This window comes from Streptomyces sp. F001, assembly GCF_004187715.1.
Taxonomy (GTDB): domain Bacteria; phylum Actinomycetota; class Actinomycetes; order Streptomycetales; family Streptomycetaceae; genus Streptomyces; species Streptomyces flavusporus.
The window spans coordinates 1-25340 of record NZ_QZWF01000027.1 but is presented as its reverse complement, the minus strand read 5'-3'; the positions used below and the strand labels follow the sequence as shown (position 1 = coordinate 25340).

Sequence of the window (25340 nt, the reverse complement as noted above, 5' to 3'; positions counted from 1 at the left end):
CCGCAGGCCAGAGGGCATTTACCGGTGGAGCCTAGGGGAGTCGAACCCCTGACATCTGCCATGCAAAGACAGCGCTCTACCAACTGAGCTAAGGCCCCGGAAGGGAGACGTCCGGCCGGAAGAACCGCGTACCGGCGGGCGCCGCAGACCAGAGTAGCGGGTGACCCCCGGTATCTCGCAAAAAGATTGGGGGGTCCCCGTGAACGACCACTCTCCGTAAGATGCTCGGCGTGGTTCGCTACAGCGAACCGCGGTTTTGGGGAAAGCGATGGGGAGACGCAATGGACGCCGCACAGCAGGAAGCCACCGCAAGAGCGCGGGAACTGCAGCGGAACTGGTACGGGGAGCCGCTGGGGGCGCTCTTCCGTAAGCTCATAGACGATCTTGGACTCAACCAGGCTCGTCTCGCGGGGGTGCTGGGACTGTCCGCGCCGATGCTGTCCCAGCTGATGAGCGGTCAGCGGGCGAAGATCGGAAACCCTGCCGTGGTCCAGCGGGTGCAGTTGCTGCAGGACCTGGCTGCACAGGTGGCGGACGGCAGTGTGAGCGCGGCGGAGGCCACCGATCGGATGGAGGAGATCAAGAAGTCGCAGGGGGGCTCGGTGCTCAGCAACAGCACACAGACGACGAGCAGCTCGGGAGCGCCCACGGTCAAGCGGGTGGTCCGCGAGATCCAGTCGCTGCTGCGTTCGGTGGCGGCCGCGGGAGACATCATCGAGGCCGCGGACACTCTCGCCCCGACCCATCCGGAGCTGGCAGAGTTCCTCCGGGTGTACGGCGCGGGCCGCACCTCCGACGCCGTCGCGCACTACCAGGCCCACCAGAGCTGACCGCACGGCCCGTTCGCCGCGTGGGGGTGCGGCAGTCGGGCCTGTTGCACGGCGGCGGTGAGAGCGGCGCGAGGAGAGGCCGCGAGAGGGGTCGTATCACTCGTCGAGGGGCAGGCAAGGGGGGAAGCCCTGGGATCGTAGGGGGAGGAGCGGCGCACAGCGATGGGTGAGGTCTTCGCCGGACGGTACGAACTGGTCGATCCGATCGGGCGTGGAGGAGTCGGCGCCGTCTGGCGTGCCTGGGACCATCGCCGACGTCGCTATGTGGCCGCCAAGGTCCTGCAGCAGAGCGACGCGCACTCGCTGTTGCGCTTCGTACGCGAACAGGCGCTGAGGATCGATCACCCTCATGTTCTCGCGCCGGCCAGCTGGGCCGCCGACGACGACAAGGTCCTGTTCACCATGGATCTGGTCGCCGGCGGTTCGCTGTCCATCTCGTCGGGACTACGGTCCTCTCGCCGTCCTTCGTCTGCACTCTCCTCGACCAGCTCGGCTCGGTCGGGACTGCGGCTGGCTCGCTGCGGTCGGCGGCTCCTGGGTCGGGTTCGTTATTGTGTCGTCGCTTCTGGGTCGGGTTCGTCTGCCGCGCCGACGCCTTCTGCCGCATCGGCACCTTCTGCCGCATCGGCCCAAGCTGCCGTATCGTCGCCGCCTGCGTCGGATGCCCACCGTGTCACCGTTCCTGGCGGCGTCGACCACGGCTTCCGTGCCGTCGGCGTCGGCCGTCGTCATGCGGACGGCCGTATCCGCACCGGCTGACCCGGCTGCGCCCGCCGCCTCCCTGCCGGAGGCGCCCCCTGCCCCCGCTGTCCCCTCGCCGGAGGCGCCCGCTGTCTCCGCGTTCACCGCGCTGCGGGAGGACGCCGGTGACTTGGCCGCCGACGGCTGGCTGTTGCTCGTCGGTGAGCCCGGTGTCGGTCGGCTGGCCGTGCTGGCGCGCAGGCGGCTGGAGCTGTTGCACGACGCCGGCGTCCGGATCGGAACGACCCTCGACGTCGCGCACACCGCGGAGGAGCTGGCGGAGGTGACCGTTCCGCGGTTCGCCGACCTCACCGCCGTGGATCTGCCCGCTTCCGTGCTGCGCGGCGACGAGCCGGGGCCGCTCGGCGAGGACACCGCGCTGCGCCGGGTCGCACTGGGCGCCGTACCCGGGGAGTCCCCGTTGCAGGAGACCGGCGGAGCGGTCCACTACGGCCCGGCCACACCGCAGGCCCACGGTCTGGAGAGTGGCCAGTCGGTGCTGGAACCCGACCTGGCCGCGGCCGAAGGCCGGCACGGCCAGGACGCGGAGGGGACCGAGCGGATGCTCGCGGCGGGCTTCCACTCCCTGATCACCGTTCCGCTGCAGGCGCGCGGCGTGACCCTCGGCGTGGTCAGCTTCTACCGCTCGCGGCAGCCCGCCCCCTTCGAGGACGACGACCTGTCCCTCGCCCAGGAACTGGTCGGCCGCGCAGCGATCTGTATCGACAACGCCCGCCGCTACACGCGCGAGCACACCACCGCTCTCGCCCTGCAGCGCAGCCTGCTGCCCCGCGGGCGTCCCGAGCAGAGCGCGGTCGAGGCCGCCTTCCGCTATCTGCCTGCGCAGGCCGGCGTCGGCGGCGACTGGTTCGACGTCATCCCGCTGTCCGGCGCGCGGGTGGCGCTGGTCGTGGGCGATGTCGTCGGCCACGGTCTGCACGCCGCCGCGACGATGGGCCGGCTGCGGACCGCCGTGCACAACTTCTGTTCCCTGGACCTGCCGCCCGACGACCTGCTCACCCACCTCGACGACCTGGTCGGACGGCTCGACCGCGGCGAGGGCTGGGCGGTGGAGAACACCCACCCGGACGCGGGCATCGTCGGCGCCACCTGCCTGTACGCCGTCTACGACCCGGTGTCCCGGCGCTGCAGCCTCACCCGTGCCGGGCATCCCGTCCCGGCGGTCGTTGGACCCGACGGCACCGTGGAGTTCGTCGATCTGCCGTCGGGGCCGCCGCTCGGGCTCGGCGGGATGCCGTTCGAGACCGTGGAGCTCGACCTGGCCGAAGGCAGCCAGCTCGTGCTGTACACCGACGGCCTGATCGAGGACCGGCTGCGCGACATCGACACCGGCCTGGAGCGGCTGCGTACCGTACTGGCCTGCGCAGGCCGACCGCCGGAGGAGACCTGTGACGCGGTCCTCGACGCGCTGCTCGCGGACCGGCCGAGCGACGACGTGGCCCTGCTGGTGGCCCGTACGAACGCACTGGGGCCGGAGCGGGTCGCGCAGTGGGAGCTGCCCAGCGACCCGGCGGTGGTCTCCCGCACCCGTGCGGCGGTCACCGACCAGATGGCCGTCTGGGGGCTGGACGACATGGCCTTCACCACCGAACTCGTCGCCAGCGAACTCGTCACCAACGCCATCCGGCACGCGACCGGCCCGGTCCGGCTGCGGCTGCTGCGCGACCGTGCGCTGATCTGCGAGGTCTCCGACGGCAGCAGCACCTCACCCCGGCTGCGCCGCGCCAGGACCGAGGACGAGGGCGGGCGCGGGCTGTTCCTCGTCGCCCAGCTCACCGAGCGCTGGGGGACCCGCTACACCACGGACGGCAAGGTCATCTGGACGGAACAGCCGCTGCCCTGAGGCGTCAGCCGCGTGAACAACCCTGCGGGTCGATACACCTAGGCCGCGTGCGGGCTGATCACGCCGAAGGTCACCAGGGCGATGATGACCAGGCCGAGGGCGATGCGGTAATGCACGAACGGCATGAAACTCCTGGTTTCGATGAACTTCATGAACCAGGCGATGACGGCGTACCCGACGGCGAAGGCGATGAGAGTGGCCAGCAGCGTCGGACCCCAGGTGGCGTGACCGCCCTCGGTGGCGTCCTTCAGCTCGTAGAGCCCGGAGGCGAGGACGGCCGGGATGGCGAGGAGGAAGCAGTACCGTGCGGCGGCCGCCCGGGTGTAGCCCATGAACAGACCGCCGCTGGTGGTGGCGCCGGACCGGGAGACACCGGGGATCAGCGCCATCGCCTGGCACAGGCCGTAGATCAGGCCGTCCCGGACGGTGAGGTCGTGCAGGGTCTTGCCCTCGACGGCGGTGCGGTGGCGGCCGCCGGCCTCGGCGCGGGCGGCGACGCGGTCGGCGATGCCCAGGACGATGCCCATGGCGATGAGCATGGTGGCGGTCAGGCGCAGGTCACGGAAAGGGCCCTCGATCTGGTCCTTGAAGGTGACACCGAGCACCCCGATGGGAATCGAGCCGATCACCAGCATCCAGCCCATGCGGGCATCCTGGTCCTGGCGCGTCTTCCGGTCCACCAGGGAACGGCACCAGGCGCTGATGATGCGGCCGATGTCGGTGCGGAAGTAGATGAGCACGGCGGTTTCCGTGCCGATCTGCGTGATCGCGGTGAAGGCCGCGCCCGGATCCTGCCAGCCCGAGAAGGCCGCGACGAGCCGCAGATGCGCGCTCGAGGAGATGGGCAGGAACTCGGTCAGGCCCTGGATCAGGCCGAGGATGATGGATTCGAACCAGCTCATGGGGGCTTCAGCCGTTCAGTGTGTCGACGTCGGGACGTCTGGACGCCCGCAGGTGGTTGCCCGGGGAACCTGTGCGGTCTGTGTCCGTTAAGTACGTTTTAAGGTGTTCAGTGTGGCTCGATGGCTCCAGTCCTTCCGAAGACCCTCGATGGTGCACGCCGTCGGCCGTACGAACACGTCCGCTGCCGGGACCGGCGTGTCGTCGCGGCTGACGGCGCTGCGGTCGACCGCGGCCGGGATCGGCACGACGCTGGACGAGGAGACCACCTGCTCGGAGCTGACCGGCGCGGTGTCCGGCCTGATCGGCGGCGCCGCGGCGATAGTGCGGGGCGGTACCGAGACGGAGTCGGCGTACGAGGCGGTCAGTGGCGACGCCGCCGTACTGCCGGACATCGCGTGGGCCGCGGCGGTGGTCCGCAGGGTGGGCAGCCGGGTCGGACGGCACGAGGCCGGCCCGGCGCTCTGTGTGCCGCTCGCCAGCGGCGAGGACCACTACGGCGTCCTCGTGTGCGCCCGGCAGGGGGGGGTTTTCACGCGCTCGGAGACGGACGCCCTCGCCCTGCTCGCCGAGCGGGCCGCCTCGCACGTCCGGCACGCCCGGGAGCACGACCGGATGAGCCGTATAGTCGGCGATCTCCAGCGCGCGCTGCTCGCCGAGCCCGGCCGGCCGCATCCGAACCTGGACGTCGCGATCCGCTATCTGCCCGTGGGGCACCGCGCCCTGGTCGGCGGTGACTGGTGCGAGACCGTCCGGCTGCACTTCGGGCGGACGCTGCTCGTCGTCGGTGATGTGATGGGGCACAGCATTGAAGCCGCCGTGGACATGACCGCGTACCGCTCGGCCCTGCGCTACATCGCCTCCGCCGACCTTCCGCCGCACCGGGTGCTGCGCCAGCTCGACGACATCGCCTCCAGCGAGTCCGACCGCCGGCCGGCCACCTGTCTGATCGTGCGTGTCGACCCCAACCGCGGACAGGTCACGCTGGCCAGCGCCGGCCATCTGCCGCCCGCGGTGATCGACGGCAAGGGCGACACGTCGCTGCTCCCGGTGCCGGTCGGCCCGCCGCTGGGCACGGGACTGGGCGGTTACGAGCCGGCCACGTACGAGCTGGACGCCGAGAGCACCCTGGTGCTGTTCACCGACGGGCTCGTCGAGCACCGCGGCGAGGACATCGACCAGTCCCTGGACCGACTGGCGAGGCTCCACTTCAACGCTTCGGAGGGGGTCGAAGGCATCCTCGACACCGTCCTGGCCCGCCTCGACGCCCGGCATGCGGAGGACGACGTGGCCGTCCTGGCGGCCCGGCTGCGGAGTCGGCCGCCCCCGGTGCACGAGGTCCTCGGGCACGCCTGAACGTTTCCACCGCGGTCGGGTTCCTTACGAATCCGGGACATCCGGGGGCGGCGGCGCCACCTGCCGATGCCGAGTGCGAGGCTGGCGGCATGGAACAACAGTCGTACGGGGCGCGGGTTCTGGTCGTCGATGACGACCCGACCGTCTCCGAGGTCGTCTCCGGGTATCTCGACCGGGCCGGATACGTGGTGGACCGGGCCGGTGACGGCCCCGACGCGCTCGCGCGGGCCGCCGTGCACTGGCCGGACCTGGTGGTGCTGGACCTGATGCTGCCCGGCATGGACGGCCTCGAGGTGTGCCGGCGGATGCGGGACCGCGGACCCGTGCCGGTCATCATGCTCACCGCGCGCGGCGACGAGGACGACCGGATTCTCGGCCTGGAGGTCGGCGCCGACGACTACGTCACCAAGCCGTTCAGCCCCCGCGAGCTGGTCCTGCGGGTGGAGTCGGTACTGCGCCGCGCCCGGCCCGGCCGGCAGCCCGCCGGCACCCTGCGGACCGCCGGACTCACCGTCGACCCCGGCGCCCGGCGCGCCGCCAAGAACGGCATCGAACTCGCCCTGACCATCAGGGAGTTCGACCTGCTCGCGTTCTTCCTGCGGCATCCCGGACGGGTGTTCAGCCGGGAGGAGCTGATGCGCGAGGTATGGGGGTGGGACTTCGGTGATCTGTCCACGGTGACCGTCCATGTGCGGCGGCTGCGCGGCAAGGTGGAGGACGATCCGGCCCGGCCGCGGTTCATCCAGACGGTGTGGGGCGTCGGTTACCGCTTCGACTCCGCCGACGGGGAGGCGTGAGCCGTGCGCGACACCCTGCTCATCGCCCTGTTCGCCTTCCTCGGCGCCGCCGCGGCCGGGCTGCTCGGGGCGGGCGTGCTGCTGCTGATCCGCCGGCGCTCGCTCACCGCGCACCTCGCCGTGGTCGTCGCCGTCGCCGTCGGCGCCATGCTCGCCGGCACGCTCGCGGTGGCGCAGGCAATGTTCCTGTCCCGGCACGACCTGACCGTCGTGACCACCGTCGTCGCGATGGCCACCGTGGTCTCGCTGGCCACCGCGCTGCTGCTCGGCCGCTGGGTGGTCGCCCGCAGCCACGCCCTCACCCTCGCCACCCGCTCCTTCGGCGACGGCGGCGACTTCACCAGCCCCGACGGCCCGGCTACCGCTGAACTGGCCGCGCTGAGCCGGGAGTTGGAGGCAACCAGCCGTAAACTCGCCGAGTCCCGGGACCGCGAGCGCGCCCTGGAGAGCTCCCGGCGCGAGCTGGTCGCCTGGATCTCGCACGACCTGCGCACCCCGCTCGCCGGACTGCGCGCGATGTCCGAGGCACTGGAGGACGGTGTCGCCGCCGACCCCGACCGCTATCTGCGGCAGATCCGCGCCGAGGCCGAGCGGCTCAACGACATGGTGGGCGACCTGTTCGAGCTCTCCCGCATCCACGCGGGGACGCTGGCGCTGAGCCCGAGCCGGATCTCGGTGTACGACCTCGTCGGCGACGCACTCGCGGGTGTGGACCCGCTCGCCCGCGAGCACGGCGTACGGCTCGTCGGCGACCGGGTCGAGCCGGTGCCGGTCGAGGTGGACGGCAGGGAGATGAGCCGGGTGCTCGGCAACCTGCTGGTGAACGCGATCCGGCGGACCCCGGCCGACGGTACGGTCGCGGTGGCCGCCGAACGTTCGCCCGACGGTGTGGTCCTGTCCGTGACGGACGGCTGCGGCGGGATCCCGGACGAGGACCTGCCGCGCGTCTTCGACACCGGCTGGCGCGGCACCGACGCGCGGACGCCACCGGCCGGGGCCGGACTGGGACTCGCCATCGTGCGGGGCATCGTGGAGGCCCACCACGGCCGGGCCGCCGTACGCAATGTCACCGGTGGCTGCCGATTCGAAGTGACGCTCCCGCCGGCCGACACCTGACGCGTCCGCCGGTCGACCGTCTGCCGGCGCTGCCGGGCAACAGCAGTGGCGACCGAGCCGGCGTCCCCGGGCAGCGGGCCGGACGGCACGCACTGCCGTTACAGCACCTCGGACGTCACCTGCTCCTGAACCCGGAATGCTCCTGAACCGGGAGCCGGACGGTGAACACCGTCCTCCCCGGTTCGCCGGCCAGCTCGATCGTGCCGCCGTGGGCCCGCACCAGTGAGCTCGCGACCGACAGCCCGAGCCCGCTGCCGCCGCGGTCGCGGCTGCGGGCCTTGTCGACGCGGTAGAAGCGGTCGAAGACCCGCTTCCGGTCGGCGGCCGGTATCCCGGGTCCCCGGTCGGTGACCCGGACCAGCGCCGCGCCGGCCGTCACGGAGGTCTCCACGTACACCTTTGTGCCGGCCGGCGTGTGCACGGCGGCGTTGGTGAGCAGGTTGTCCAGTACCTGCCGGATCCGCTGCTGATCCAGCCGCAGCCGCACCGGCCCGTCCTCGGTCGTCACCGTCAGCGGGTGGCTCGGGTGCGCGGCGCGGAAGGCGTCCGCGGCCTGCTCGACCAGCTCCACCAGGTCGGCGTCCGCGAGCCGCAGCGGGGCCTCCACCTCGGCGGCGTCCAGCCGGGCGAGCAGCAGCAGGTCGTCCAGGAGGAAGCCCATCCGGGCGGCCTCGGCGCGCAGCCGCGCCAGATGCTTCTCCCGTTCCTCGGGCGCGTTGGCGGCCGCGTACTGGAACAGGTCCGCATAGCCCCGTACCGACATCAGCGGCGTCCGCAGTTCGTGCGAGGCGTCCGCGACGAACCGGCGCAGCCGCTGCTCGGCCTCGGCACGCACGGCGAGGGAGTCGTCGATGTGTTCCAGCATGGTGTTGAACGCCGTGCGCAGCTCCTCCACCTCCGGCCCGCCGCCGGGGCCGTCGGCCCGCAGCGGCAGCCGCGCCGCCGACTCGGTCAGATCGTGCGAGGCGATGCCGTGCGCGGTGTGCGCCATGTCGCTCAGCGGCTTCAGTCCGCGCCGCAGCATCCTCCGGCCGAAGATCACCAGCGCGATCAGCGCGAGGACGAACGTCACGACCTGGATCGTGATCAGCCGGCTGACCGTGTCCTCCATGTCGTCCATGGGCGCGGCGCTCACCAGGACCACTCCGGGTTCGACCTCGCAGGCGCGTAGCCGGTAGGTGCCCTTGCCCTCGAGGTGGCCGGTGCGCAGAAGCTCGGTGTCCGCGGTGGACTGCGCCCGGGCCAGGGCGGTGAAGTCGTCGACGTCCCGCGGCAGGTCGCCGGGGTCCTCCGGCCTGCGGAGGACGGGCTTGCCGTCCGACACGTCGTACACGGCGTAGAACCAGCTGTAGTACTTCTTTCCCGAGAGCGTGCCGTAGTCCGCGATGCTCTTGGACTGGGCGATCTGGCCCTGCGCCAGCTGCGTGTCGAGCTGGGCCGACAGATAGTCCCGCATGTACGTCGTCAGGGCCGTGCCGACGACGGCGAACACCACCAGCGCCAGGGCGCCCAGGCCCAGCGCCAGCCGGGTGCCCAGACGGAGCCTGCGGTACGTCTGCCGGAGCCGGCGGATCACTCGGCGGCCTGCCGGATCACGTATCCGAAGCCCCGGACGGTGTGGATCAGCGGGGAGCCGGTGTCGTCGAGCTTGCGGCGCAGCCGGCTGACGACCAGTTCGACGACGTTGGAGCGGCCGCCGAAGCCGTACTCCCACACATGGTCGAGGATCTGTGCCTTGGTGAGCACGGTCGGCGACTTGCGCATCAGATAGCGCAGCACCTCGTACTCGGTCGGAGTCAGCGTCAGCAATTTCCCGCCGCGCCGCACCTCTCGGGTGTCCTCGTCCATCGTCAGGTCCGCCACCTGGAGCACCGACCGCTGGAAACCGGGACCGGCGGTGCGCCGCAGCACCGTCCGCAGCCTGGCCATCAGCTCCTCCACGGCGAACGGCTTGACCAGATAGTCGTCACCGCCCCGGGTGAGCCCCGCCACCCGGTCGGAAATCCCGTCCCGCGCGGTGAGGAACACCACCGGCACCATCGTCCCCGAACTGCGCAGCCGGTCCAGGATGCCGAAGCCGTCGATGTCGGGCAGCATCAGATCCAGCACGACGATGTCCGGATGGAACTCGGCGGCACGGCGCAGTGCCTCGCCGCCGGAGTTCGCCGTGACCGCCTCCCACCCCTCGTAGCGGGCGACCGTGGCGACGAGGTCGGCGATGGGCGGGTCGTCGTCCACGACCAGGAGCCGTACTTTTTCCACCCGTTCATAGTGCGCCAACCGTTCTCCCATGCCGGACCAGGTGACCACCCCCGCCCACATCGATATCCACTTGAAAGTCGTACGACAGGAATTCGACAGCTCCCGCCAGCGAAGCTCGGAGTTCTCAAGGCCTCGATCAAGGAGTTGCCGTCCGTGACGACAGTCCAGTCACCTCCCGCACCCACCGCGGCGCTGCGCCCCAAGGTGGTGGCCCGCACCGGTCTGTACGCCGTGCTGGCCGCAAACGTGGCCGTGGTCACCGTCTTCTTCGTCCAGGCAGGGTTCGCCTCCAACGCGCTGATCGTCCTGGGCCGGCTGGCCGGGCTGTACGGTGCCCTCCTCATGGCGTTCCAGCTGCTGCTGGTGGCCCGGCTGCCCTGGCTCGACCGCCGGATCGGCATGGACCGGCTGACCCTGTGGCACCGCTGGGTCGGCTTCTCCCTGCTGTGGACGCTGCTGGCCCATGCGGTCTTCATCACCTTCGGTTACGCCGACTCCTCGGGGCTGGATCCGGTGAACCAGCTGATCGACCTGGCCGAGACCGTCGAGGGCGTGCTGCGTGCGGTCGTCGCGCTGGCGCTGATCATCGTGATCGGCCTGGTCTCGGCGCGGTTCGCCCGACGCCGGCTGGCCTACGAGACCTGGCACTTCATCCACCTCTACACCTACATCGCCGTCGTCCTGGCCTTCTCGCACCAGGTGGCGGCCGGTACGACCTTCGTCGCCTCGCCGGCGGCCACCGCGTACTGGTGGACCCTGGGGATCGTTGTGCTCGGCTCGGTCGCCCTGGGCCGTGTGGTGCTGCCGCTGTGGCGGAATTACCGCCACCAGCTGCGCGTCTCGGCCGTCGTCCCCGAGAACGACAACGTCGTCTCGATCTACGTCACCGGCCGCGACCTCGACCGGCTGCCCGCACGGGCCGGCCAGTTCTTCCTGTGGCGGTTCCTCACCCGCGACCGCTGGTGGCAGGCCAACCCGTTCTCCCTGTCGGCGGCCCCGGACGGCCGCACCCTGCGTCTGACCGCCAAGGCCGCCGGTGACGGCACCGCCGCCCTGCGTCATCTGAAGGTCGGCACCCGGGTCTTCGCCGAGGGCCCCTACGGCGCTTTCACCACCATGCACCGCACCCGCCCCGACGCCCTGCTCATAGCCGGCGGTGTCGGCGTCACCCCCATCCGGGCCCTGCTGGAGGAGCTGCACGGCCACGCCGTGGTGATCTACCGCGTGTCCAGCGACCGGGACGCCGTCCTCCACGACGAGCTGCGCGACCTCGCCCGGGCCAAGGGCGCCGAACTGTATCTGGTCACCGGCCCGGTCGTCCCGGACAAGCTGGCGCCCGGCGAGCTGGCCCGGCTGGTCCCGGACGTGGCCGACCGGGACGTCTACGTCTGCGGTCCGCCCGGTATGACGGCCGCGGTGCTGCGCAGCCTGCGCGAGCTCGGCGTACCCAAGCCGCAGATCCACTTCGAACGCTTCAGCCTGGCCGGATGACGGGGACGAGGTACCTACCGTGAAACGAGCACTTCCTGTCCTGGTCCTGACCGTTGCCGGACTGATCCCCGTCTGGCGGTATACGCCCTCGGACGGCACAGCCACGACCGAGGCCGCCCAGCCGGCCACGCCCCCCTCCGCAGCCCCCTCCGCGACCTCCACCACGGGATCCCCGGACACCTCGGCCCAGAGCGTCGTTGCGGGCTCCACCGTCACCACCGAGAAGGGTGACGTACAGGTGGAGGTGACCTTCCAGGGCGGCGCGATCACCGCCGTACGCATGCTGAAGCAGCCGAACCACCCCCAGACGACGGCCGCCGTGCCGACGCTGATCGAGGAGACGCTTGAGGCGCAGAGCGCGGACATCGACACGGTGTCCGGCGCGACGATCACCAGCGAGGGTTACAAGGAGTCCCTGCAGGCCGCCATCGACGCGAAGGGCGCCTGACATGCACCGGGTCGAGCATGTGATGGGCTTCCCCGTCTCCCTGCGGATCGACGACGAGCACGTCCCCGCCGGGCTCGCCGACGCCGTCTTCGCGTGGCTGCGCGAGGTCGACGAGCGGTTCAGTCCCTTCAAGGACGACAGCGAGGTGTCCCGCCTCGACCGGGGCGAGATCGCCCTCGGCGAGGTCAGCGCCGACCTCGCCGAGGTGCTCGACCTGTGCGAGCAGTACCGCCTCGCCACCGGCGGCGCCTTCGACGCCCGCCTGCCCGGCCGCGGCCTCGACCCCTGCGCCGTGGTCAAGGGCTGGTCGGTGCAGCGGGCGGCGGAGCTGCTCACGGCCGCGGGCGTACGGCGGTACTGCATGAACGCCGGGGGCGACGTGGTCGTCGCCGGCGGTCCGTGGCGGGTGGGCGTACGGCACCCCGACCATGCCGACCGGGTGTGCACGGTCCTGGAACTCGACCACGGGGCGGTCGCGACGTCCGCGCTGTACGAGCGGGGCGAGCACATCGTCGACGGGCGCACCGGACGTCCGGCGACCGGCCTGATCAGCGTCACCGTCGTGGCCCCGACCCTGACGGAGGCGGACACCGCGGCCACCGCGGCGTTCGCGATGGGCGCGGAGGGCGTCGCCTGGGCGGCCGGACGGGCGGGCTGCGAGGTGTACGCCGTGGACGCCGGGCGGCGGGTGCGGCGTACGGCCGGGCTGCCCAGGGCGGCATGACCGTCGGCGGGGACTGCAACCGGTCAGCATGCGACGTAACCCGTCGAAGTCCTGCAACACAACCGGTCTAGACTCTCCCCGCAACGGCCCGCCGCCATGGCGAGAGCGGGCAGCGACGGCCAAACCCGAAGGGCGTTCGGCGTTTTGATACGGATAGATTCAGTCACCAAGCGGTACCCGGACGGCACGGTGGCGGTCGACCGCCTGTCACTGGAAATACCGGACCGTTCGATCACGGTCCTCGTCGGGCCGTCGGGGTGCGGCAAGACCACCACCCTGCGGATGATCAACCGGATGGTCGAGCCGAGCGAGGGCCGCATCCTCCTCGACGACGTCGACATCATGCAGCAGCCGGTCAACACGCTGCGCCGGTCCATGGGTTACGTCATCCAGAACGCCGGCCTCTTCCAGCACCGCACCATCGTCGACAACATCGCCACCGTGCCCCGCATGCTCGGCTGGGGCAAGGACAAGGCCCGCGCCCGGGCCCGGGAGCTGATGGAACGGGTCGGCCTGGACGCCTCCCTCGCCAAGCGGTACCCCTACCAGCTGTCCGGCGGACAGCAGCAACGCGTCGGCGTGGCCCGGGCGTTGGCCGCCGACCCACCCGTGCTGCTCATGGACGAGCCGTTCTCCGCCGTCGACCCCGTGGTCCGCAAGGGCCTGCAGGACGAACTCCTGCGAATCCAGGACGAGTTGGACAAAACCATCGTCTTCGTCACCCATGACATCGACGAGGCCGTCAAGCTCGGCACCATGGTCGCCGTGATGCGCACCGGCGGCCGGCTCGCCCAGTTCGCGCCGCCCGCCGAGCTGCTGTCCCACCCCGCGGACGCCTTCGTCGAGGACTTCCTCGGCGCCGACCGCGGCATCCGGCGCCTGTCCTTCTTCCCGTCCGCCGGGCTGGAGTTGCTCACCGCGCCGATCGTCGCCGTCGACGCCACGGCCGAGCAGATCGCCGCGCGCGACACGACGGACGTCCCCTATCTCCTCGTGACGGACCTGGACGGCAAGCCCCTCGGCTGGAGCGAGCCGCGGGAGCTGACCGCCGGGAGCATCGCGGTGGACCAACTCCTGCCGTACGGGCGGCCGTTCGTGGCAGGCACGGAATCGCTGCGGGCCGCGCTCGACTGCGCCGTCCTCTCGCCCACCGGCTGGGCCGTCGCCGTGGACGGCGAGGGCCGGGCGGCCGGGGTCGTCTCCCAGCAGACCATCGGCGAGGCGATCCGTGGTGCCCACGCCGAGCGACGGGCCGACGGGACGGCCGAGAAGGCCCAGAAGGTCGCGCGATGAACGAACTCTTCGACATGCCCAGCGACATCCAGCAGGGTTACTTCGGCGTGGTCGCACTGCACCTGCGCGAAGCACTGCTTCCGGTGCTGGCCGGGCTGCTCGTGGCGCTGCCCGTCGCCCAGCTGTGCGTGCGGCTGCGCTGGCTGTACCCGCCCGTGCTGTGGGTGACGACCGTGCTGTACGCGATCCCGTCGCTCGCCTTCTTCGTCGTCCTCATCGACTACACCGGCCTGAGCGAGCTCACGGTGATGATCCCGCTGGCCGTCTACAGCCTGGTGGTGCTGGTCCCGGCGATCGTGGACGGCGTGCGGTCGGTGCCGCAGGAGACGCTGGCCGCCGCCACCGCCATGGGCTTCGGGCCCGTACGACGCTATGTCCAGGTGCAGTTGCCGATCGCGGCGCCCGCGATCATCGCCGGGTTGCGGGTGGCGTCGGTGTCGAGCATCTCCCTCGTCAGCGTCGGCATGCTGATCGGCAACGAGGGAGCCCTCGGCAACCTGCTCAACAGCGGCATGATCTACCACCAGGACCGGCTGATCTGGCTCTCCGTGGTGGGCACGGCCGTCCTCGCCATCCTCGTGGACGCCGCGCTGATCGTCCTGCGGCTGCTGGTGACGCCCTGGATGCCGCGCGGCGCCCGGAAGAACGCGCGCACGACCGCCGTGCAGGAGGCCGCCCGGTGAACGTCCTGAACCACATCGACGCCTTCTTCAGCGACAGCGCCCACTGGCAGGGCTACGACGGCATCCCGACGCGCGTCGTCGAGCACATCGAGTACACACTGCTGGCGCTCGGCATCGCCGCCGCCGTCGGACTGCCGATCGGCCTGCTCACCGGGCACACCGGACGCGGCGGCAACACGCTCGCCCTGGTCGCCACCGCCGCCCGTGCGCTGCCCAGCTTCGGCCTGATGGTGCTGATGTTCGTGCTGCTCGGCCTGGGCATGGCCCCGGTGATGATCCCCCTGGTCGTGCTCGCCGTCCCGCCGATCCTGGTCACCACCTACGAGGCGATGCGCTCCGTGGACCCCGCGCCGGTGGACGCCGCTCGCGGCATGGGCATGGCCGAGGCCGGGGTCCTGTTCCGGGTCGAACTGCCGGTGGCCCTGCCGCTGATCCTGAGCGGACTGCGCTCGGCGGCCATCCAGATCGTCTCGACGGCCACCATCGCCGCGTACGTCAGCTTCGGCGGCATCGGCCGCTACATCATCGACGGCCTCTACCAGCAGAACTACGAGAAGGTCGTGGGCGGCGCCACCCTGGTCGCCGGGATGGCGCTGGCCACGCTCGCGGTGTTCTGGGCGATCGCCCGCCTCACGGTGTCGCCCGGCGTGCGCCGCAGCAGCTGAGTCACCCCTCGGTGCGGGCCAGCGCCAGCTCCAGTACGACGAGCAGCGCGTCCCGCACCGAGCCGCGCTCGCGGGCGTCGAACACGACCACCGGGACGTGCTCGGCGACGTCCAGCGCCCAGCGGACCTCCTCCAGGGCGTGCTCGACCTGCCCGTCGAAGGCGTTGATCGCCACGGCGAACGGGATCTGCCGGTGCTCGAAGTAGTCCACGGCGGCATAGCAGTCGTCGAGCCGACGGGTGTCGACGATGACGAGCGCGCCGACCGCCCCCTCCACGATGTCGTCCCACATGAAGCCGAACCGGTCCTGACCGGGCGTGCCGAACAGATACAGCTTCAGCGTGGGATCGATGGTGATGCAGCCGAAGTCCATCGCGACTGTGGTCGTGGTCTTGCGCGGGGTGTGGGAGAGGTCGTCCACCCCCGCCGCGACCTCGGTGATGGCGGCCTCGGTGGTCAGCGGCTCGATCTCGGAGATGGCGCCGACGGTGGTGGTCTTGCCCACGCCGAAGCCGCCTGCGATCACCATCTTCACCGGCAGCGGCGGCCGCACGGCCCGCTGCGCGGCCGCGCCGACGGTGAGCGGTTCAGTCGGTGTCACGGAGTACCCCCCGGGAGTCGGGGATGGCGCGGAGGCCATCGATAACCCTTCGCAGGACGGACGCGTCGTGGGTGACGGCGGCGTTCGGCACGTACACCGCCAGATGCCCGGCGGTGCGCAGGTCCTCGGCGAGGACCCGGACGACGTTGAGATGCAGCCGCAGCCGGGCCGCGATCTCGGCGATGGACTGCGGCTGCTTGCAGGCGGCAACGATGTCGTGCTGCTCGAAGGACAGCCGGTCGAGCGCGTCGAGCCCCTCGGCGGTGGCGACCACCTGGGTCTCGACCGGGATCGTTCGGCCGGACGCGGCCTCGCCCGCGCCGGCCACCCGGCCGGCGGTGACGAGGAACGGCCGTACGGCGGGGACGTGTCCGGCCGGGTCGGGGCCCGGGGGCGTCAAGCCGTCCGCCATGGGGTGTCTTCCTCCTCGACCGGGCGGTGACCGGTCAGCCCGTCGACGGGGCGCCGACGCTGTTCTTCAGTTCGAGCACGAGCTGGGGGCTGAGCGCGGCACCGGCGCGGTTGGCGAACAGCGTCATCTCGTAGGCGATGTTGCCCAGTTTGGCCTCCTTGTCGGCGACCACGCCGAGCACGGCGCCGCTGCCGATCGCGGAGACCAGGACATGGCCGCCCTCCAGGTCGATGATGACCTTGTTGAGAGCGCCCAGGCCGTAGTTGCCGGAGGCGCCGGCGGCAAGGCTGGTGAGGCCGGAGACGATCGCCGCCAGCCGCTCGGAGTGGGCCCGCTCCCGCAGCTGTGCCACGGCGATGAGCAGGCCGTCGGAGGACACCGCGATGGCGTCGACGACGCCCGCGGTCTCGGTCGCGAAACGGTTGAGCAGCCATGTGAAGTCGGCTGCGGCGGCCCGCAGTTCGTCCGGCGTGGAGTCTCTCGTGGGAGTGCCACCTGTCGACGTGCTCACTGCTCCGCTCCTTCCGGGAGGTGGTTCTGGTCGTGCGAGCCGCTGGGTTCGCGGGTTTCGTCGGGAGCGCGGCTGTTGCCGGCGCCCTCGCTGGGGGTGTCGCTGTCGCGATGGGCGCGTTCCACGGCCGCCTCGAACTCCTCCAGGGCGCTGCGGACCGCTTCCGCGTCGGCGGGGGCGGCGGCCGGACGGGCGGCCGTCTGCCGGTCGGCCTCGGCGGTCGTACGGAGCGTGGCGCCCCGGACGCGGCGGCGCAGCGGGCGGGAGCCGTCCGGGGCCGTCTCGGTGCGGGCCTTCGGGATCAGCGGCAAGCCGCCGCCGGCCGCGGGTGCGCGCCGGGGACACGGCGGGGAGCGGGGTGGGGTCGTCCGCGGGCGCGTCGTGCTGCGCACGCGCGGTGTCCGTTGTGGCGTCCACCGGGTCTCCCGTAGGGCGGTACGGCGGCTGAGGGCCGCGGCCCGGCCGCCGGAGCGGGGTCGGTCGCCGTGTGGGCTCCCGCGCGGTCGTGCGCGGGCGGGTCGGTCGCCGTCCGGGCTCCCGCGCGGTCGTTCGCCGTCCCGCCGGGTGCCGCTACGCCGTCCCCCGCTGTCCCGCCGGAGGCCGCCATGCCGTCCCCCGCTGTCCGCCGGAGCCGCCTACGCCGTCCCCCGCTGTCCCGCCGGAGGCCGCCATGCCGTCCCCCGCCGTACCGCCGGAGGCCAGCGCGCTCATCGTGAGCAGCAGCGACGACGGGATCGTTACCTCGGCCGTCACACCGCCCCGGGCGTACGGGACAGGGTCACGCCGATCTCCCAGCGGCGGGCCAGGTTGCCCACCACGAACAGGCCGAGCACCTTCGTCGGCACCAGGTCGAGCCGCTCGCGCCGGATCAGCCGGGCGTTCTCCTCGGCCAGCCGCTCGGCGCTCATGCCCAGGCCGTGGTCGGCGACGGTGATCGTCGCACCGGAGTCGCCGCTGCGCACGGTCACCTCGACGGGGCTGCCGGCCGGGAGAACGACACGGCGTTCTCCAGGAGCTCGGCCACCATCAGCATCAGGTCGCCGACGATGTCCGGCTCCACCATGATCTCGGTACCGGCGTGCAGTTCGACCCGCTGGTAGCCCTCGATCTGGCCGAGCGCGGCCCGTACGACGTTGGTGAGCGCGGTCGGCCCGGAGTCCAGGACGGTCTCGCGGATACCGGCGAGCAGCATCAGGCTGTCCGCGTTGCGACGCAGGCGGACCGCGATGTGGTCGATGCGGTAGAGGCGTTCGAGGAGAGCGGGGTCGGTCTCGCCCGCTCGACGGCGTCGATGAGGGCGAGCTGCCGGGTCGTGAGGTTGCTGACCCGCCGGCCGACGTTGCCGAACATCTCGGCGACGTTGCGCCGGCTGAGCACCTGGCGCTCCAGCAGGGCGGCCGCGGTGGTCTGCACATGGTTGAAGGCCTCGGCGAGATCGCCGATCTCGTCCTTCGCACCGACCGGGATCTCGCGCAGCCGGGGCGGTGTGTCGTCCTCGGCGTCGTCGTCGGCCACCCGGGCGAGCTCACGTCCGGCGACGTCGGCGACCTGCCTGGCGGCCCCCGTGAGGGCCTGAACCGGCCGGACCACCGAGCGGCGCACCGCCACGAGAAGGCGCCCCAGAGGAGGAAGCCGGCCAGCGCGAGGGCGAACAGCCAGGCGGCGTTCCACCAGGCGTCGCTGGAGGAGTCGTCGGCGCGGTCGGCGATCTGGCCGATGAGCGAGCCGGTGATCTTCAGGCGGCTCTCGACTGCTTCCGGTACTCGGGTAGGAGGCGAGGGCCGCGGTGAACTTCTCGCGGATCTGCCGGCGACCCGGCCTGCAGCGAGCTGGGGTCGATCTGCAACTCGCGTACTGCCGCAGGATGGTCGCCTGGGCGCTGCTGTGCTCGATGCCGCGGAGCTCGGTCGCCTGCTCCTCGGTGGCGAACCGGCTGAAGCGCTCGGCCTGGTGGGTGTACAGCTCGTAGGCGCCGACCGCGCCGATGAACTCGATCAGCGCGTTGGAGTCGCCGGTCGACGCCGAGAACACACTGGTCTCGAAGGAGCTGTGGGCGGCATCCGCGCGCAGCAGCGAGTCCAGCAGATTACCAGTGAAGGTGGCCGCGAGGGCCGTGTTGCGGTCCAGGCCGAGGCCGTCGATCAGACCCTTGGCGGCGTTGGTGTAGGCCGGGTCGATGTTGTCGGCGGGCAGATAGCCCTGCTCGATGGTCCGCCGCAGGCTGCCGAGTCCGCTGATCTCCCGCAGCGCCTGTGCCTCGGTGGCCGGCAGCCGGTCGCCGAAGGTGGCACGCACCTTCTCGACCTGGGCGTCCACCGCGTCCTGCGCCTCGCGGTACGCGGACAGCCCGGGCTTCGCGCCGGTGCCCTGGGCCTCGTGGCGCACCGACAGCAGGATGGCCTGCTGGTGCTCGGTCTCCACCCGGTCGACCAGCTCCGCGACCTGCGCGCTGTCCCGGACGAGCGTGGCGGCCTCCGCCGCGCTGCGCGCCTGCATCACCTGGTCGCTGATCAGGTAGGTGAGCAGCAGGGCGAGGCCGGCGAGCGGCACTCCGACCAGCACGTTGAGCTTGCGGCGGAACGGCCAGCGGTCGGCGAAGCCCCGTATGCCACCCCTCGCTGCGGCTTCGCTCCGCTCGTTCGTGGACACCAGGCCTCCTTCATGGGGTGTCGCACGGCGCGCGAAAAACGCGCGTGTCCGTTCGCGTGTCGTTTTGATCGGTTCCGGCTGGTGTACGACGACACCGGTGCGGTCTGTGTCGCCGCTGTGACCGGAGAGCAACTCCGGTGAGACTATCCTCTTGGTGGTGTGATCGTGCCACTCCAAGTCAAGAATCCGTTACAACCCGCTCCGCTTGAGGAGACGTTCGTTCGCGGTTCCTTCACAACAGGTCACTCATCGAAGCCAATTGGTGACCTGGCTGCTCTTGACTGACTGAGAACTCGCTGGATTGGATCAGCGGGTGCGGTGTGTCCGCACCCGTACGCCGCACGCACCCGCACGTCCCGCCAACGCCAAGCTTCCCCCACCACATCCTCAGCCCGGAACTTGTGACTCTACCGTCAGCTGGTCCAGAACACGTCACCGCGGCGCGCCGCCGTCGCCCTCGCCGTCGCGACGGCGCTGGTCGCGGGCTGCGGCTCGTCCTCCGACGACGAGTCCGACAACCCGCTCTCAGAGGGCAAGGCGGACGGCGGCACCGTCGTCGTCGGCTCCAACAACTTCGCCGAGAGCATCCTCCTCGCCGACATCTACGGCGAAGCCCTGAAGGCCAAGGGCATCAAGGTCGAGTACAAGCCGAACATCGGCAGCCGCGAGACCACCTACGGCCTGCTCAAGAACGGTTCCATCGCCGTTCTGCCCGAGTACAACGGCTCGCTCCTGGCCTACCTCGACCCCGACGCGGAACAGAAGTCGGCCGAGTCCGTGAACGCCGCGGTCAAGTCCAAGCTGGACTCCAAGCTGACCCTGCTGGAGTCGGCGCCGGCCGAGGACAAGGACTCGGTGTCCATCAACGCGGAGACCGCGAAGAAGTACGATCTCACCGCGCAGTCCACCCTCGCGGACCTGAAGGACATCGCCCCGGAACTGGTCATCGGCGGCTCGCCCGAGTTCCAGACCCGGCACCAGGGCCTGGTCGGGCTGGAGAAGGAATACGGCCTGAAGTTCAAGTCCTTCAAGGCCCTCGACCCGCGGCCCGCTCACCCAGGCCGCGCTGACCAAGAACACCGTGCAGGCCGCGGACATCTTCACCACCGACCCGACCATCACCAAGGAGAAGTTCGTCGTCCTGCAGGACCCGAAGAACCTCTTCGGGTTCGCCAACGTGACCCGCTGGTCTACAAGAGCGGGCTCTCGCAGGAGGGCGTCGACGCGCTCAACGCGGTCTCCGCCAAGCTCGACACCAAGACGCTGCTCGACCTGACTCCAGGTGCAGCTGGAGAACAAGGACCCGCTGGACGTGGCCAAGGCCTGGCTGAAGTCGGTCGGCCTGAACTGACCATCGCCGGGCTGCTCCGCCTCGCCGTGCCCGCGCCGCCCTCAGGCCCGCGGGCACGCCTGGTGCACGGCCGACCGGCCCTCACTGCACGGTGGTTCACCGCCGCCGTAGCCGCAGGGCCAGAGCCGCGCCGCCGACAAGGGCCAGTACAGCGGCGGCGCCACCTGCCGGCAGGAGTGCCGAGGGCCGGAGCCGGTGCCCTCGGCGGACGCCACCGGGTACCGGCGGATGCCGTCGCTGTAGGCCGGGCAGCGGCCCGGGCCTCGGCGTCCTGGAGGGAGCGGCGGTCGGGCCGTCTTTGGGGCGGCCCGCTGCGGACGGCGTGCCGCCCGCTGTGAACACCACGTCCGAGCACGAGTAGTACGTATCGGCCGTACTGCTGTTCTGCCATACCGTGTACAGCACATGACGTCCCGTCCGGTCGGACGGGAGTGTTGCCCCGATGCGGTAGGCGCCGTCCGTCAGGGTGGGGTCCTCGACTTCCGCGAACGGCCGCTCCGGCAGGTCGGACCAGGTCAGCGGCTTCGCCGGATCGTAACCGGGCTCGGTCAGATAGAGCCGGAACGTGCCGGTGTGCGGGATGGTCGAGACGTACCTCATGGTCAGCGCCCCGCCCGGTGACAGGCGGGTGGCCGGCCAGTCGCGGCGGGGGAGGTCGAGACCCCGGTAGGCGGGCAGCCCCCCGCTGCACAACCGCCCGTCGGGGATCGTCTGCCGGTCCCTGCCGTTCACGTTCGCGACCCGGAGATTGTCCCAGGCCGCGAACGACGCGCCGTTCGCGGCGACGGCGGCCCGGCACGCCGCGGACCGGGCCCGCTCGCCGCCCTCGGGGAGCAGGCCACCACCCTGCTGACCGGATCCGTCGGCGCGCCGTGCGCCTGCGCCGGACCCGCCGCCCAGAGACCCAGCAGCAACGGGCCTACGGCGGCGGCCGCCAGGGCGGTGCGACATACGGTGGTCCGGGCATGCGAACCCCTCCTCCTCGGCCGGTGCGCGAACGGTCTGCCGAGTGCAGTACGGGAAACCGGCCCGGCGCGTTCACGCGTCGACATGCGGCATCAAAGGGAACATTCGCGGTCAACCAGCTTATGGAAAGGGTGGGTTTCCGGTCGGATCAAGGGTTTCCCCTGTATCCGAGGCACCGTCACGTTGCCTATCGTTCGAGCACAGACGACCCACAGGTAACCCCTGCTACGGGTCGCCCCTCGCGCCTGGCCGGCCATCGCGCTCCGCTTTTCGGTTCACCCCCCTCCGCTTCGACGACGAAGCGCATCGACCGCCGCTCCGCGTTGCCCGGAGACCGGCCACGAAAGGCAAGCCTTTGCGAACCTCCCCTGCCATCAGACGCAAGCTGATATCCGTCGCCGCCCTTTCCGCGACGCTGCTCACGGCCGCCACCGCCTCGGTCGCCGTGGCCCAGGAACCCGCACCTCAGGAAGCCGCCGTCCCGGCCGTGCAGACCGAGGCCGCGCCGGGCACCCCAGCCGAACGCCTCATCGTCGGCTACAAGTCCGGCGCCGCGGAGGCGAAGTCGAACAAGGCCGCCGACGCGACGCCGCGACCAAGGGCAAGGAGGCCGGCGAGAAGCTCGACTTCCAGCGCCGCCTCGGCACCGGCGCCCCTGGTCGACCTGGGCGAGAACCTCACGAAGCGCGATGTCGCCGACGTCGTCGCCGAGTACCGGCCGACCGCAGGTCGCCTATGTCGTACCGGACCGCCTCAACACCCCGCAGGCCGACCCGAACGACACCGACTACGCCAAGCAGTGGGACCTGTTCGAGGCTACCGCCGGCATGAACGTGCCGGCCGCCTGGCCGACCTCCACCGGCAGCGGTGTGACGGTCGCCGTCATCGACACCGGCTATGTCGCCCACTCCGACCTCGCCGCGAACATCGTCGGCGGCTACGACTTCATCGCCGACACCGCCGTCTCCGTGGACGGCGACGGCCGCGACAGCAACCCGGCCGACCCGGGCGACTGGTACAACGCGGCGAGTGCGGCTCCGGCATCCCGGCCAGCAACTCCTCCTGGCACGGCACGCACGTGGCCGGCACCATCGCCGCCGTCACCAACAACAGCAAGGGCATGGCGGCATCGCGTACGGCGCGAAGATCTCCCCGGTGCGCGTGCTCGGCAAGTGCGGCGGCTACGACTCCGACATCATCGACGCCATCACCTGGCGTCCGGCGGCACCGTCTCGGGCGTACCCGCCAACTCCAACGTCGCCAAGGTCATCAACATGAGCCTCGGCGGCGACGGTGCCTGCACCTCGGCGACCCAGAGCGCCATCAACGCGGCCGTGAACCGGGGTACGACGATCGCCGTGGCCGCGGGCAACGACAACGACAACGTCGCGAACCACTCGCCGGGCAACTGCAACAACGTCATCTCGGTCGCCGCGACCAACCGCACCGGTGCGAAGGCCTCGTACTCCAACTACGGCTCCCTGGTGGACATCTCGGCCCCGGGCGGCCAGACCAGCACCGGCACCGCCAACGGCATCTACTCCACGCTGAACTCCGGCACCAGGACGCCGTCCACCGAGTCGTACGCCTACTACAGGGCACCAGCATGGCCACCCCGCACATCGCGGGCCTCGTCGCGCTGATGAAGTCGGCCAAGTCCTCGCTGACCCGGCTCAGATCGAGTCGGCGATCAAGTCCAACGCCCGTGCGCTGCCCGGCTCCTGCTCGGCGGCTGCGGTGCGGGTCTGGCGGACGCCGCCAAGACGGTCCAGGCCGTGGCCGGTGGTACGTCCACCGGTACGACGTTCTCCAGCAGCTCCGCCGTCTCGATCCCGGACGCCGGCTCGGCCGTCGAGTCGCCGATCACCGTCAGCGGCCGTAGCGGCAACGCGCCCTCGGCCCTCCAGGTCGCGGTCGACATCCCACACCTACCGCGGTGACCTGGTCATCGACCTGGTCGCGCCGGACGGTTCGACGTACCGCCTGAAGTCCTCCAGCTCCTCGGACTCCGCGGACAACGTGAACACCACCTACTCGGTGAACGCCTCCGGCGAGACCGCCAACGGCACCTGGAAGCTGCGCGTCCAGGACACGGCGGCCCAGGACACGGCCGGCTGAACAGCTGGAGCCTGACGTTCTGAACGGGCTCACGGTGAGCTGAGGCTGCGCGCCTCGTGAGCGGGAGGGCCGGCCGGCGCGGAGGGGCGCCGGTCGGCCCTCCCGGTCGTCATGTGCGGAACGCCGTGAGGTGGTCTTGCGCCCAGTCCTGTGGTAGGTGCGGCGGACGGCCGAGGAGTGCTGCGACCGTCGGTCCACGTGCCCCTTCGTCCCGTCCCGACCGCGCCTCGCACTCTCCAGCAGGGCGTGGGCCACGGGAGCGGGGTAGCGGGCCAGGAGTCCGCTCAGCGCCTGGTCCTCCGTCAACTCCACGAATGCCAACTGCCGTTCCAGCAACTTGCGAGGATCGCCGTCTGTTCCACGGGACTCACCGCCGCCGGCCCGGTGAGCGCGTACGCCCGACCCGCGTGGTTCTCCGGAGCCGTCAGTGCCCGTACCGCCACCTCCGCGATGTCCCGGGGTCGACGCGGCGACCGCCGTCGTGCCGTTCAGGGCGCGCACCACGCCCTCCTCCCGCACCGAACGTGCCAGCCCAGCGTGTTGGACATGAAGGCACGCGCGCCGCAACAGGGTCCACGACAGGCCCGAGTCGAGCAGCAGCCGCTTTCCCGCTGCCACCGCGTGACCAGATCCGTGGCGTCGGACTCTGTCACCGACAAGGTCGTCAGCTTCACCACATGGCGAACTTCCGCGCGCGCGCGCGGCCGTCAGGAAGTTCTCGTCGTGGGCGTGTGTCAGCGGATCGGCCGTGACGAGCAGCGCGGCCCGCACGCCGGTCAGTGCCCGTAGCAGGCCGTCCCGGTCGCGAGGTCGCCGGCCACCACCTCGACCCGCGGACCGGTCAGGCCGGCCGCGCGGCTCGGGTCACGGTCAGCAGACGCAGCGGTACGGAGCTGGCCAGACGCCGGGCCACCAGAGAGCCGACGTGCCGGTGGCCCCGGTCAGCAGGATCACGAGACCGCCTTGTCGAGGGCGTCGAGCGAGTCCAGCACCCGGACGCCCCGGTCGGCCCCGCTGTCGAGGCCGAGCAGCAATCCGGGCACCGCGATGCTCGGCAGCATGTGGGACCACAGCACGGACAGCCGTCGGCTCAGATCGGACCGGCCCGTCAGCGCACGCGCCATCAACTGGATGCCGGTGAACGAGCCCACCAGCAGCTCCACCGTGTTCCGCGGCTCCACTGTCGGCAGCAACTCCCCTTGCTTGCTCGCCTGTTCCATCAGTGGTGTCAGATGGTCGACCCACTGCCGGAACGGTCCGGTGTGATCGACCCCGGGTGGCGCGCACTGGTCCACCGCCAGCCGCACACTGCCCCGGAGCAGGGCGTTGCTCAGCAGCCGCTGGCCGACGACAAAGGTGATGTCGATGACCTCCTGCAACTTGCAGGGCTGCGAGGGATCGCGCCGAACGGCACCTGCTCGTCAAGGACCGCCTGGGCGAGGGACTCCTTGGAAGGAAAGTGGAAGTACAGCGCGCCTTGGTGACTTCGGCCCGCTCCAACACCATGGCGATGGTGGTGGAGGTGTAGCCGTGTTCGTCGAAGACCGCGCCGGCGGCTTCCA

General features: G+C 71.2%; 22 protein-coding genes, 1 tRNA gene and 5 pseudogenes. 14 read left to right on the top strand and 14 right to left on the bottom strand.

Annotation, left to right across the window (positions count from 1 at the left end):
- Nucleotides 1-25 precede the first annotated feature (25 nt).
- Nucleotides 26-98, bottom strand: a tRNA-Ala gene (locus tag StrepF001_RS39385).
- Nucleotides 99-281: 183 nt separating this feature from the next.
- Between StrepF001_RS39385 and StrepF001_RS39380 the strand changes: the two genes are divergently transcribed.
- The 3 genes and pseudogenes from StrepF001_RS39380 (at nucleotide 282) to StrepF001_RS39370 (ending at nucleotide 3435) form a co-directional block, all read left to right on the top strand.
- The gene (locus StrepF001_RS39380) at nucleotides 282-830 is read left to right on the top strand and encodes a DNA-binding protein (RefSeq protein ID WP_129802951.1); all 549 of its coding nucleotides are present in this window, start codon (nucleotides 282-284) and stop codon (nucleotides 828-830) included.
- 162 nt (nucleotides 831-992) lie between these two features.
- Nucleotides 993-1342 (top strand): annotated as a pseudogene (locus StrepF001_RS39375) (serine/threonine protein kinase); the annotation flags it as partial.
- A gap of 149 nt (nucleotides 1343-1491) precedes the next feature.
- Nucleotides 1492-3435: a SpoIIE family protein phosphatase gene (locus StrepF001_RS39370; protein WP_240797885.1), complete on the top strand. Its 1944-nt coding sequence runs from the start codon at nucleotides 1492-1494 to the stop codon at nucleotides 3433-3435.
- A gap of 38 nt (nucleotides 3436-3473) precedes the next feature.
- On the opposite strand, the gene StrepF001_RS39365 is transcribed toward StrepF001_RS39370, so the two are convergent.
- On the bottom strand, nucleotides 3474-4337 hold the full coding sequence (locus StrepF001_RS39365; RefSeq protein WP_129802950.1) for an undecaprenyl-diphosphate phosphatase: 864 nt from the start codon (nucleotides 4335-4337) through the stop codon (nucleotides 3474-3476).
- 112 nt (nucleotides 4338-4449) lie between these two features.
- On the opposite strand from StrepF001_RS39365, the gene StrepF001_RS39360 reads away from it, so the two are divergent.
- The 3 genes from StrepF001_RS39360 to StrepF001_RS39350 all read left to right on the top strand — a co-directional run bounded on the left by StrepF001_RS39360 (nucleotide 4450) and on the right by StrepF001_RS39350 (nucleotide 7604).
- Nucleotides 4450-5691, top strand: a complete 1242-nt coding sequence (locus StrepF001_RS39360; protein WP_240797884.1) for a PP2C family protein-serine/threonine phosphatase — start codon at nucleotides 4450-4452, stop codon at nucleotides 5689-5691.
- Nucleotides 5692-5780: 89 nt separating this feature from the next.
- A complete protein-coding gene (locus StrepF001_RS39355) occupies nucleotides 5781-6488 on the top strand; it encodes a response regulator transcription factor (protein ID WP_129802948.1) in 708 nt (235 codons plus the stop codon).
- 3 nt (nucleotides 6489-6491) lie between these two features.
- On the top strand, nucleotides 6492-7604 hold the full coding sequence (locus StrepF001_RS39350) for a HAMP domain-containing sensor histidine kinase (protein ID WP_129802947.1): 1113 nt from the start codon (nucleotides 6492-6494) through the stop codon (nucleotides 7602-7604).
- A gap of 115 nt (nucleotides 7605-7719) precedes the next feature.
- On the opposite strand, the gene StrepF001_RS39345 is transcribed toward StrepF001_RS39350, so the two are convergent.
- Together StrepF001_RS39345 and StrepF001_RS39340 are read right to left on the bottom strand one after the other, a co-directional pair.
- Complete coding sequence (locus tag StrepF001_RS39345; protein WP_129802946.1) at nucleotides 7720-9180, bottom strand: HAMP domain-containing sensor histidine kinase; 1461 nt, start codon at nucleotides 9178-9180, stop codon at nucleotides 7720-7722.
- Nucleotides 9177-9866 (bottom strand): response regulator transcription factor, encoded by a 690-nt coding sequence (locus StrepF001_RS39340; protein ID WP_129802945.1) that lies wholly within the window; start codon nucleotides 9864-9866, stop codon nucleotides 9177-9179. The genes StrepF001_RS39345 and StrepF001_RS39340 overlap by 4 nt, the downstream gene beginning before the upstream one ends.
- A 153-nt stretch (nucleotides 9867-10019) precedes the next feature.
- Here StrepF001_RS39340 and StrepF001_RS39335 point away from each other — a divergent pair, with 153 nt between their 5' ends.
- The 6 genes from StrepF001_RS39335 to StrepF001_RS39310 all read left to right on the top strand — a co-directional run bounded on the left by StrepF001_RS39335 (nucleotide 10020) and on the right by StrepF001_RS39310 (nucleotide 15170).
- Entirely contained in the window at nucleotides 10020-11357 is a 1338-nt protein-coding gene (locus StrepF001_RS39335; RefSeq protein ID WP_129802944.1) for a ferredoxin reductase family protein, read from the top strand.
- Nucleotides 11358-11376: 19 nt separating this feature from the next.
- The gene (locus StrepF001_RS39330) at nucleotides 11377-11805 is read left to right on the top strand and encodes an FMN-binding protein (RefSeq protein ID WP_129802943.1); all 429 of its coding nucleotides are present in this window, start codon (nucleotides 11377-11379) and stop codon (nucleotides 11803-11805) included.
- Nucleotide 11806: 1 nt separating this feature from the next.
- Complete coding sequence (locus StrepF001_RS39325; RefSeq protein WP_129802942.1) at nucleotides 11807-12529, top strand: FAD:protein FMN transferase; 723 nt, start codon at nucleotides 11807-11809, stop codon at nucleotides 12527-12529.
- Between the two features lie 144 nt (nucleotides 12530-12673).
- Entirely contained in the window at nucleotides 12674-13822 is a 1149-nt protein-coding gene (locus StrepF001_RS39320; RefSeq protein WP_129802941.1) for an ABC transporter ATP-binding protein, read from the top strand.
- Nucleotides 13819-14505, top strand: a complete 687-nt coding sequence (locus StrepF001_RS39315) for an ABC transporter permease subunit (protein WP_129802940.1) — start codon at nucleotides 13819-13821, stop codon at nucleotides 14503-14505. The genes StrepF001_RS39320 and StrepF001_RS39315 overlap by 4 nt, the downstream gene beginning before the upstream one ends.
- Nucleotides 14502-15170 carry an ABC transporter permease gene (locus StrepF001_RS39310; protein WP_129802939.1) on the top strand — a complete coding sequence of 223 codons (669 nt, stop codon included), beginning with the start codon at nucleotides 14502-14504 and terminating at the stop codon, nucleotides 15168-15170. Before StrepF001_RS39315 ends, StrepF001_RS39310 begins: the two co-directional genes overlap by 4 nt.
- Before the next feature lies 1 nt (nucleotide 15171).
- Here the strand turns inward: StrepF001_RS39310 and StrepF001_RS39305 are convergent, their stop codons facing one another.
- The 8 genes from StrepF001_RS39305 to StrepF001_RS48780 all read right to left on the bottom strand — a co-directional run bounded on the left by StrepF001_RS39305 (nucleotide 15172) and on the right by StrepF001_RS48780 (nucleotide 19343).
- Nucleotides 15172-15771, bottom strand: coding sequence for an ATP/GTP-binding protein (locus tag StrepF001_RS39305; protein ID WP_129802938.1), 600 nt, complete (start codon nucleotides 15769-15771; stop codon nucleotides 15172-15174).
- The gene (locus tag StrepF001_RS39300; protein WP_129802937.1) at nucleotides 15758-16183 is read right to left on the bottom strand and encodes a DUF742 domain-containing protein; all 426 of its coding nucleotides are present in this window, start codon (nucleotides 16181-16183) and stop codon (nucleotides 15758-15760) included. Before StrepF001_RS39300 ends, StrepF001_RS39305 begins: the two co-directional genes overlap by 14 nt.
- Nucleotides 16184-16217: 34 nt before the next feature.
- A complete protein-coding gene (locus tag StrepF001_RS39295; protein ID WP_129802936.1) occupies nucleotides 16218-16694 on the bottom strand; it encodes a roadblock/LC7 domain-containing protein in 477 nt (158 codons plus the stop codon).
- Nucleotides 16691-17086, bottom strand: coding sequence for a hypothetical protein (locus StrepF001_RS48800; protein ID WP_240797883.1), 396 nt, complete (start codon nucleotides 17084-17086; stop codon nucleotides 16691-16693). Before StrepF001_RS48800 ends, StrepF001_RS39295 begins: the two co-directional genes overlap by 4 nt.
- Before the next feature lie 178 nt (nucleotides 17087-17264).
- The gene (locus StrepF001_RS48795) at nucleotides 17265-17447 is read right to left on the bottom strand and encodes a hypothetical protein (RefSeq protein WP_240797882.1); all 183 of its coding nucleotides are present in this window, start codon (nucleotides 17445-17447) and stop codon (nucleotides 17265-17267) included.
- Complete coding sequence (locus tag StrepF001_RS48790) at nucleotides 17444-17662, bottom strand: hypothetical protein (RefSeq protein WP_240797881.1); 219 nt, start codon at nucleotides 17660-17662, stop codon at nucleotides 17444-17446. The genes StrepF001_RS48795 and StrepF001_RS48790 overlap by 4 nt, the downstream gene beginning before the upstream one ends.
- The gene (locus StrepF001_RS48785) at nucleotides 17659-17886 is read right to left on the bottom strand and encodes a hypothetical protein (RefSeq protein ID WP_240797880.1); all 228 of its coding nucleotides are present in this window, start codon (nucleotides 17884-17886) and stop codon (nucleotides 17659-17661) included. The genes StrepF001_RS48790 and StrepF001_RS48785 overlap by 4 nt, the downstream gene beginning before the upstream one ends.
- Complete coding sequence (locus StrepF001_RS48780; protein ID WP_240797879.1) at nucleotides 17886-19343, bottom strand: HAMP domain-containing protein; 1458 nt, start codon at nucleotides 19341-19343, stop codon at nucleotides 17886-17888. The genes StrepF001_RS48785 and StrepF001_RS48780 overlap by 1 nt, the downstream gene beginning before the upstream one ends.
- A gap of 444 nt (nucleotides 19344-19787) precedes the next feature.
- On the opposite strand from StrepF001_RS48780, the pseudogene StrepF001_RS39285 reads away from it, so the two are divergent.
- Nucleotides 19788-20694: pseudogene (locus StrepF001_RS39285) on the top strand (ABC transporter substrate-binding protein); the annotation flags it as partial.
- 96 nt (nucleotides 20695-20790) lie between these two features.
- Here the strand turns inward: StrepF001_RS39285 and StrepF001_RS39280 are convergent.
- Nucleotides 20791-21632 (bottom strand): annotated as a pseudogene (locus StrepF001_RS39280) (lytic polysaccharide monooxygenase).
- A gap of 383 nt (nucleotides 21633-22015) precedes the next feature.
- On the opposite strand from StrepF001_RS39280, the pseudogene StrepF001_RS39275 reads away from it, so the two are divergent.
- Nucleotides 22016-23801, top strand: a pseudogene (locus tag StrepF001_RS39275) (S8 family serine peptidase).
- Between the two features lie 927 nt (nucleotides 23802-24728).
- Here the strand turns inward: StrepF001_RS39275 and StrepF001_RS39265 are convergent.
- Nucleotides 24729-25340: pseudogene (locus StrepF001_RS39265) on the bottom strand (ScbR family autoregulator-binding transcription factor); the annotation flags it as partial.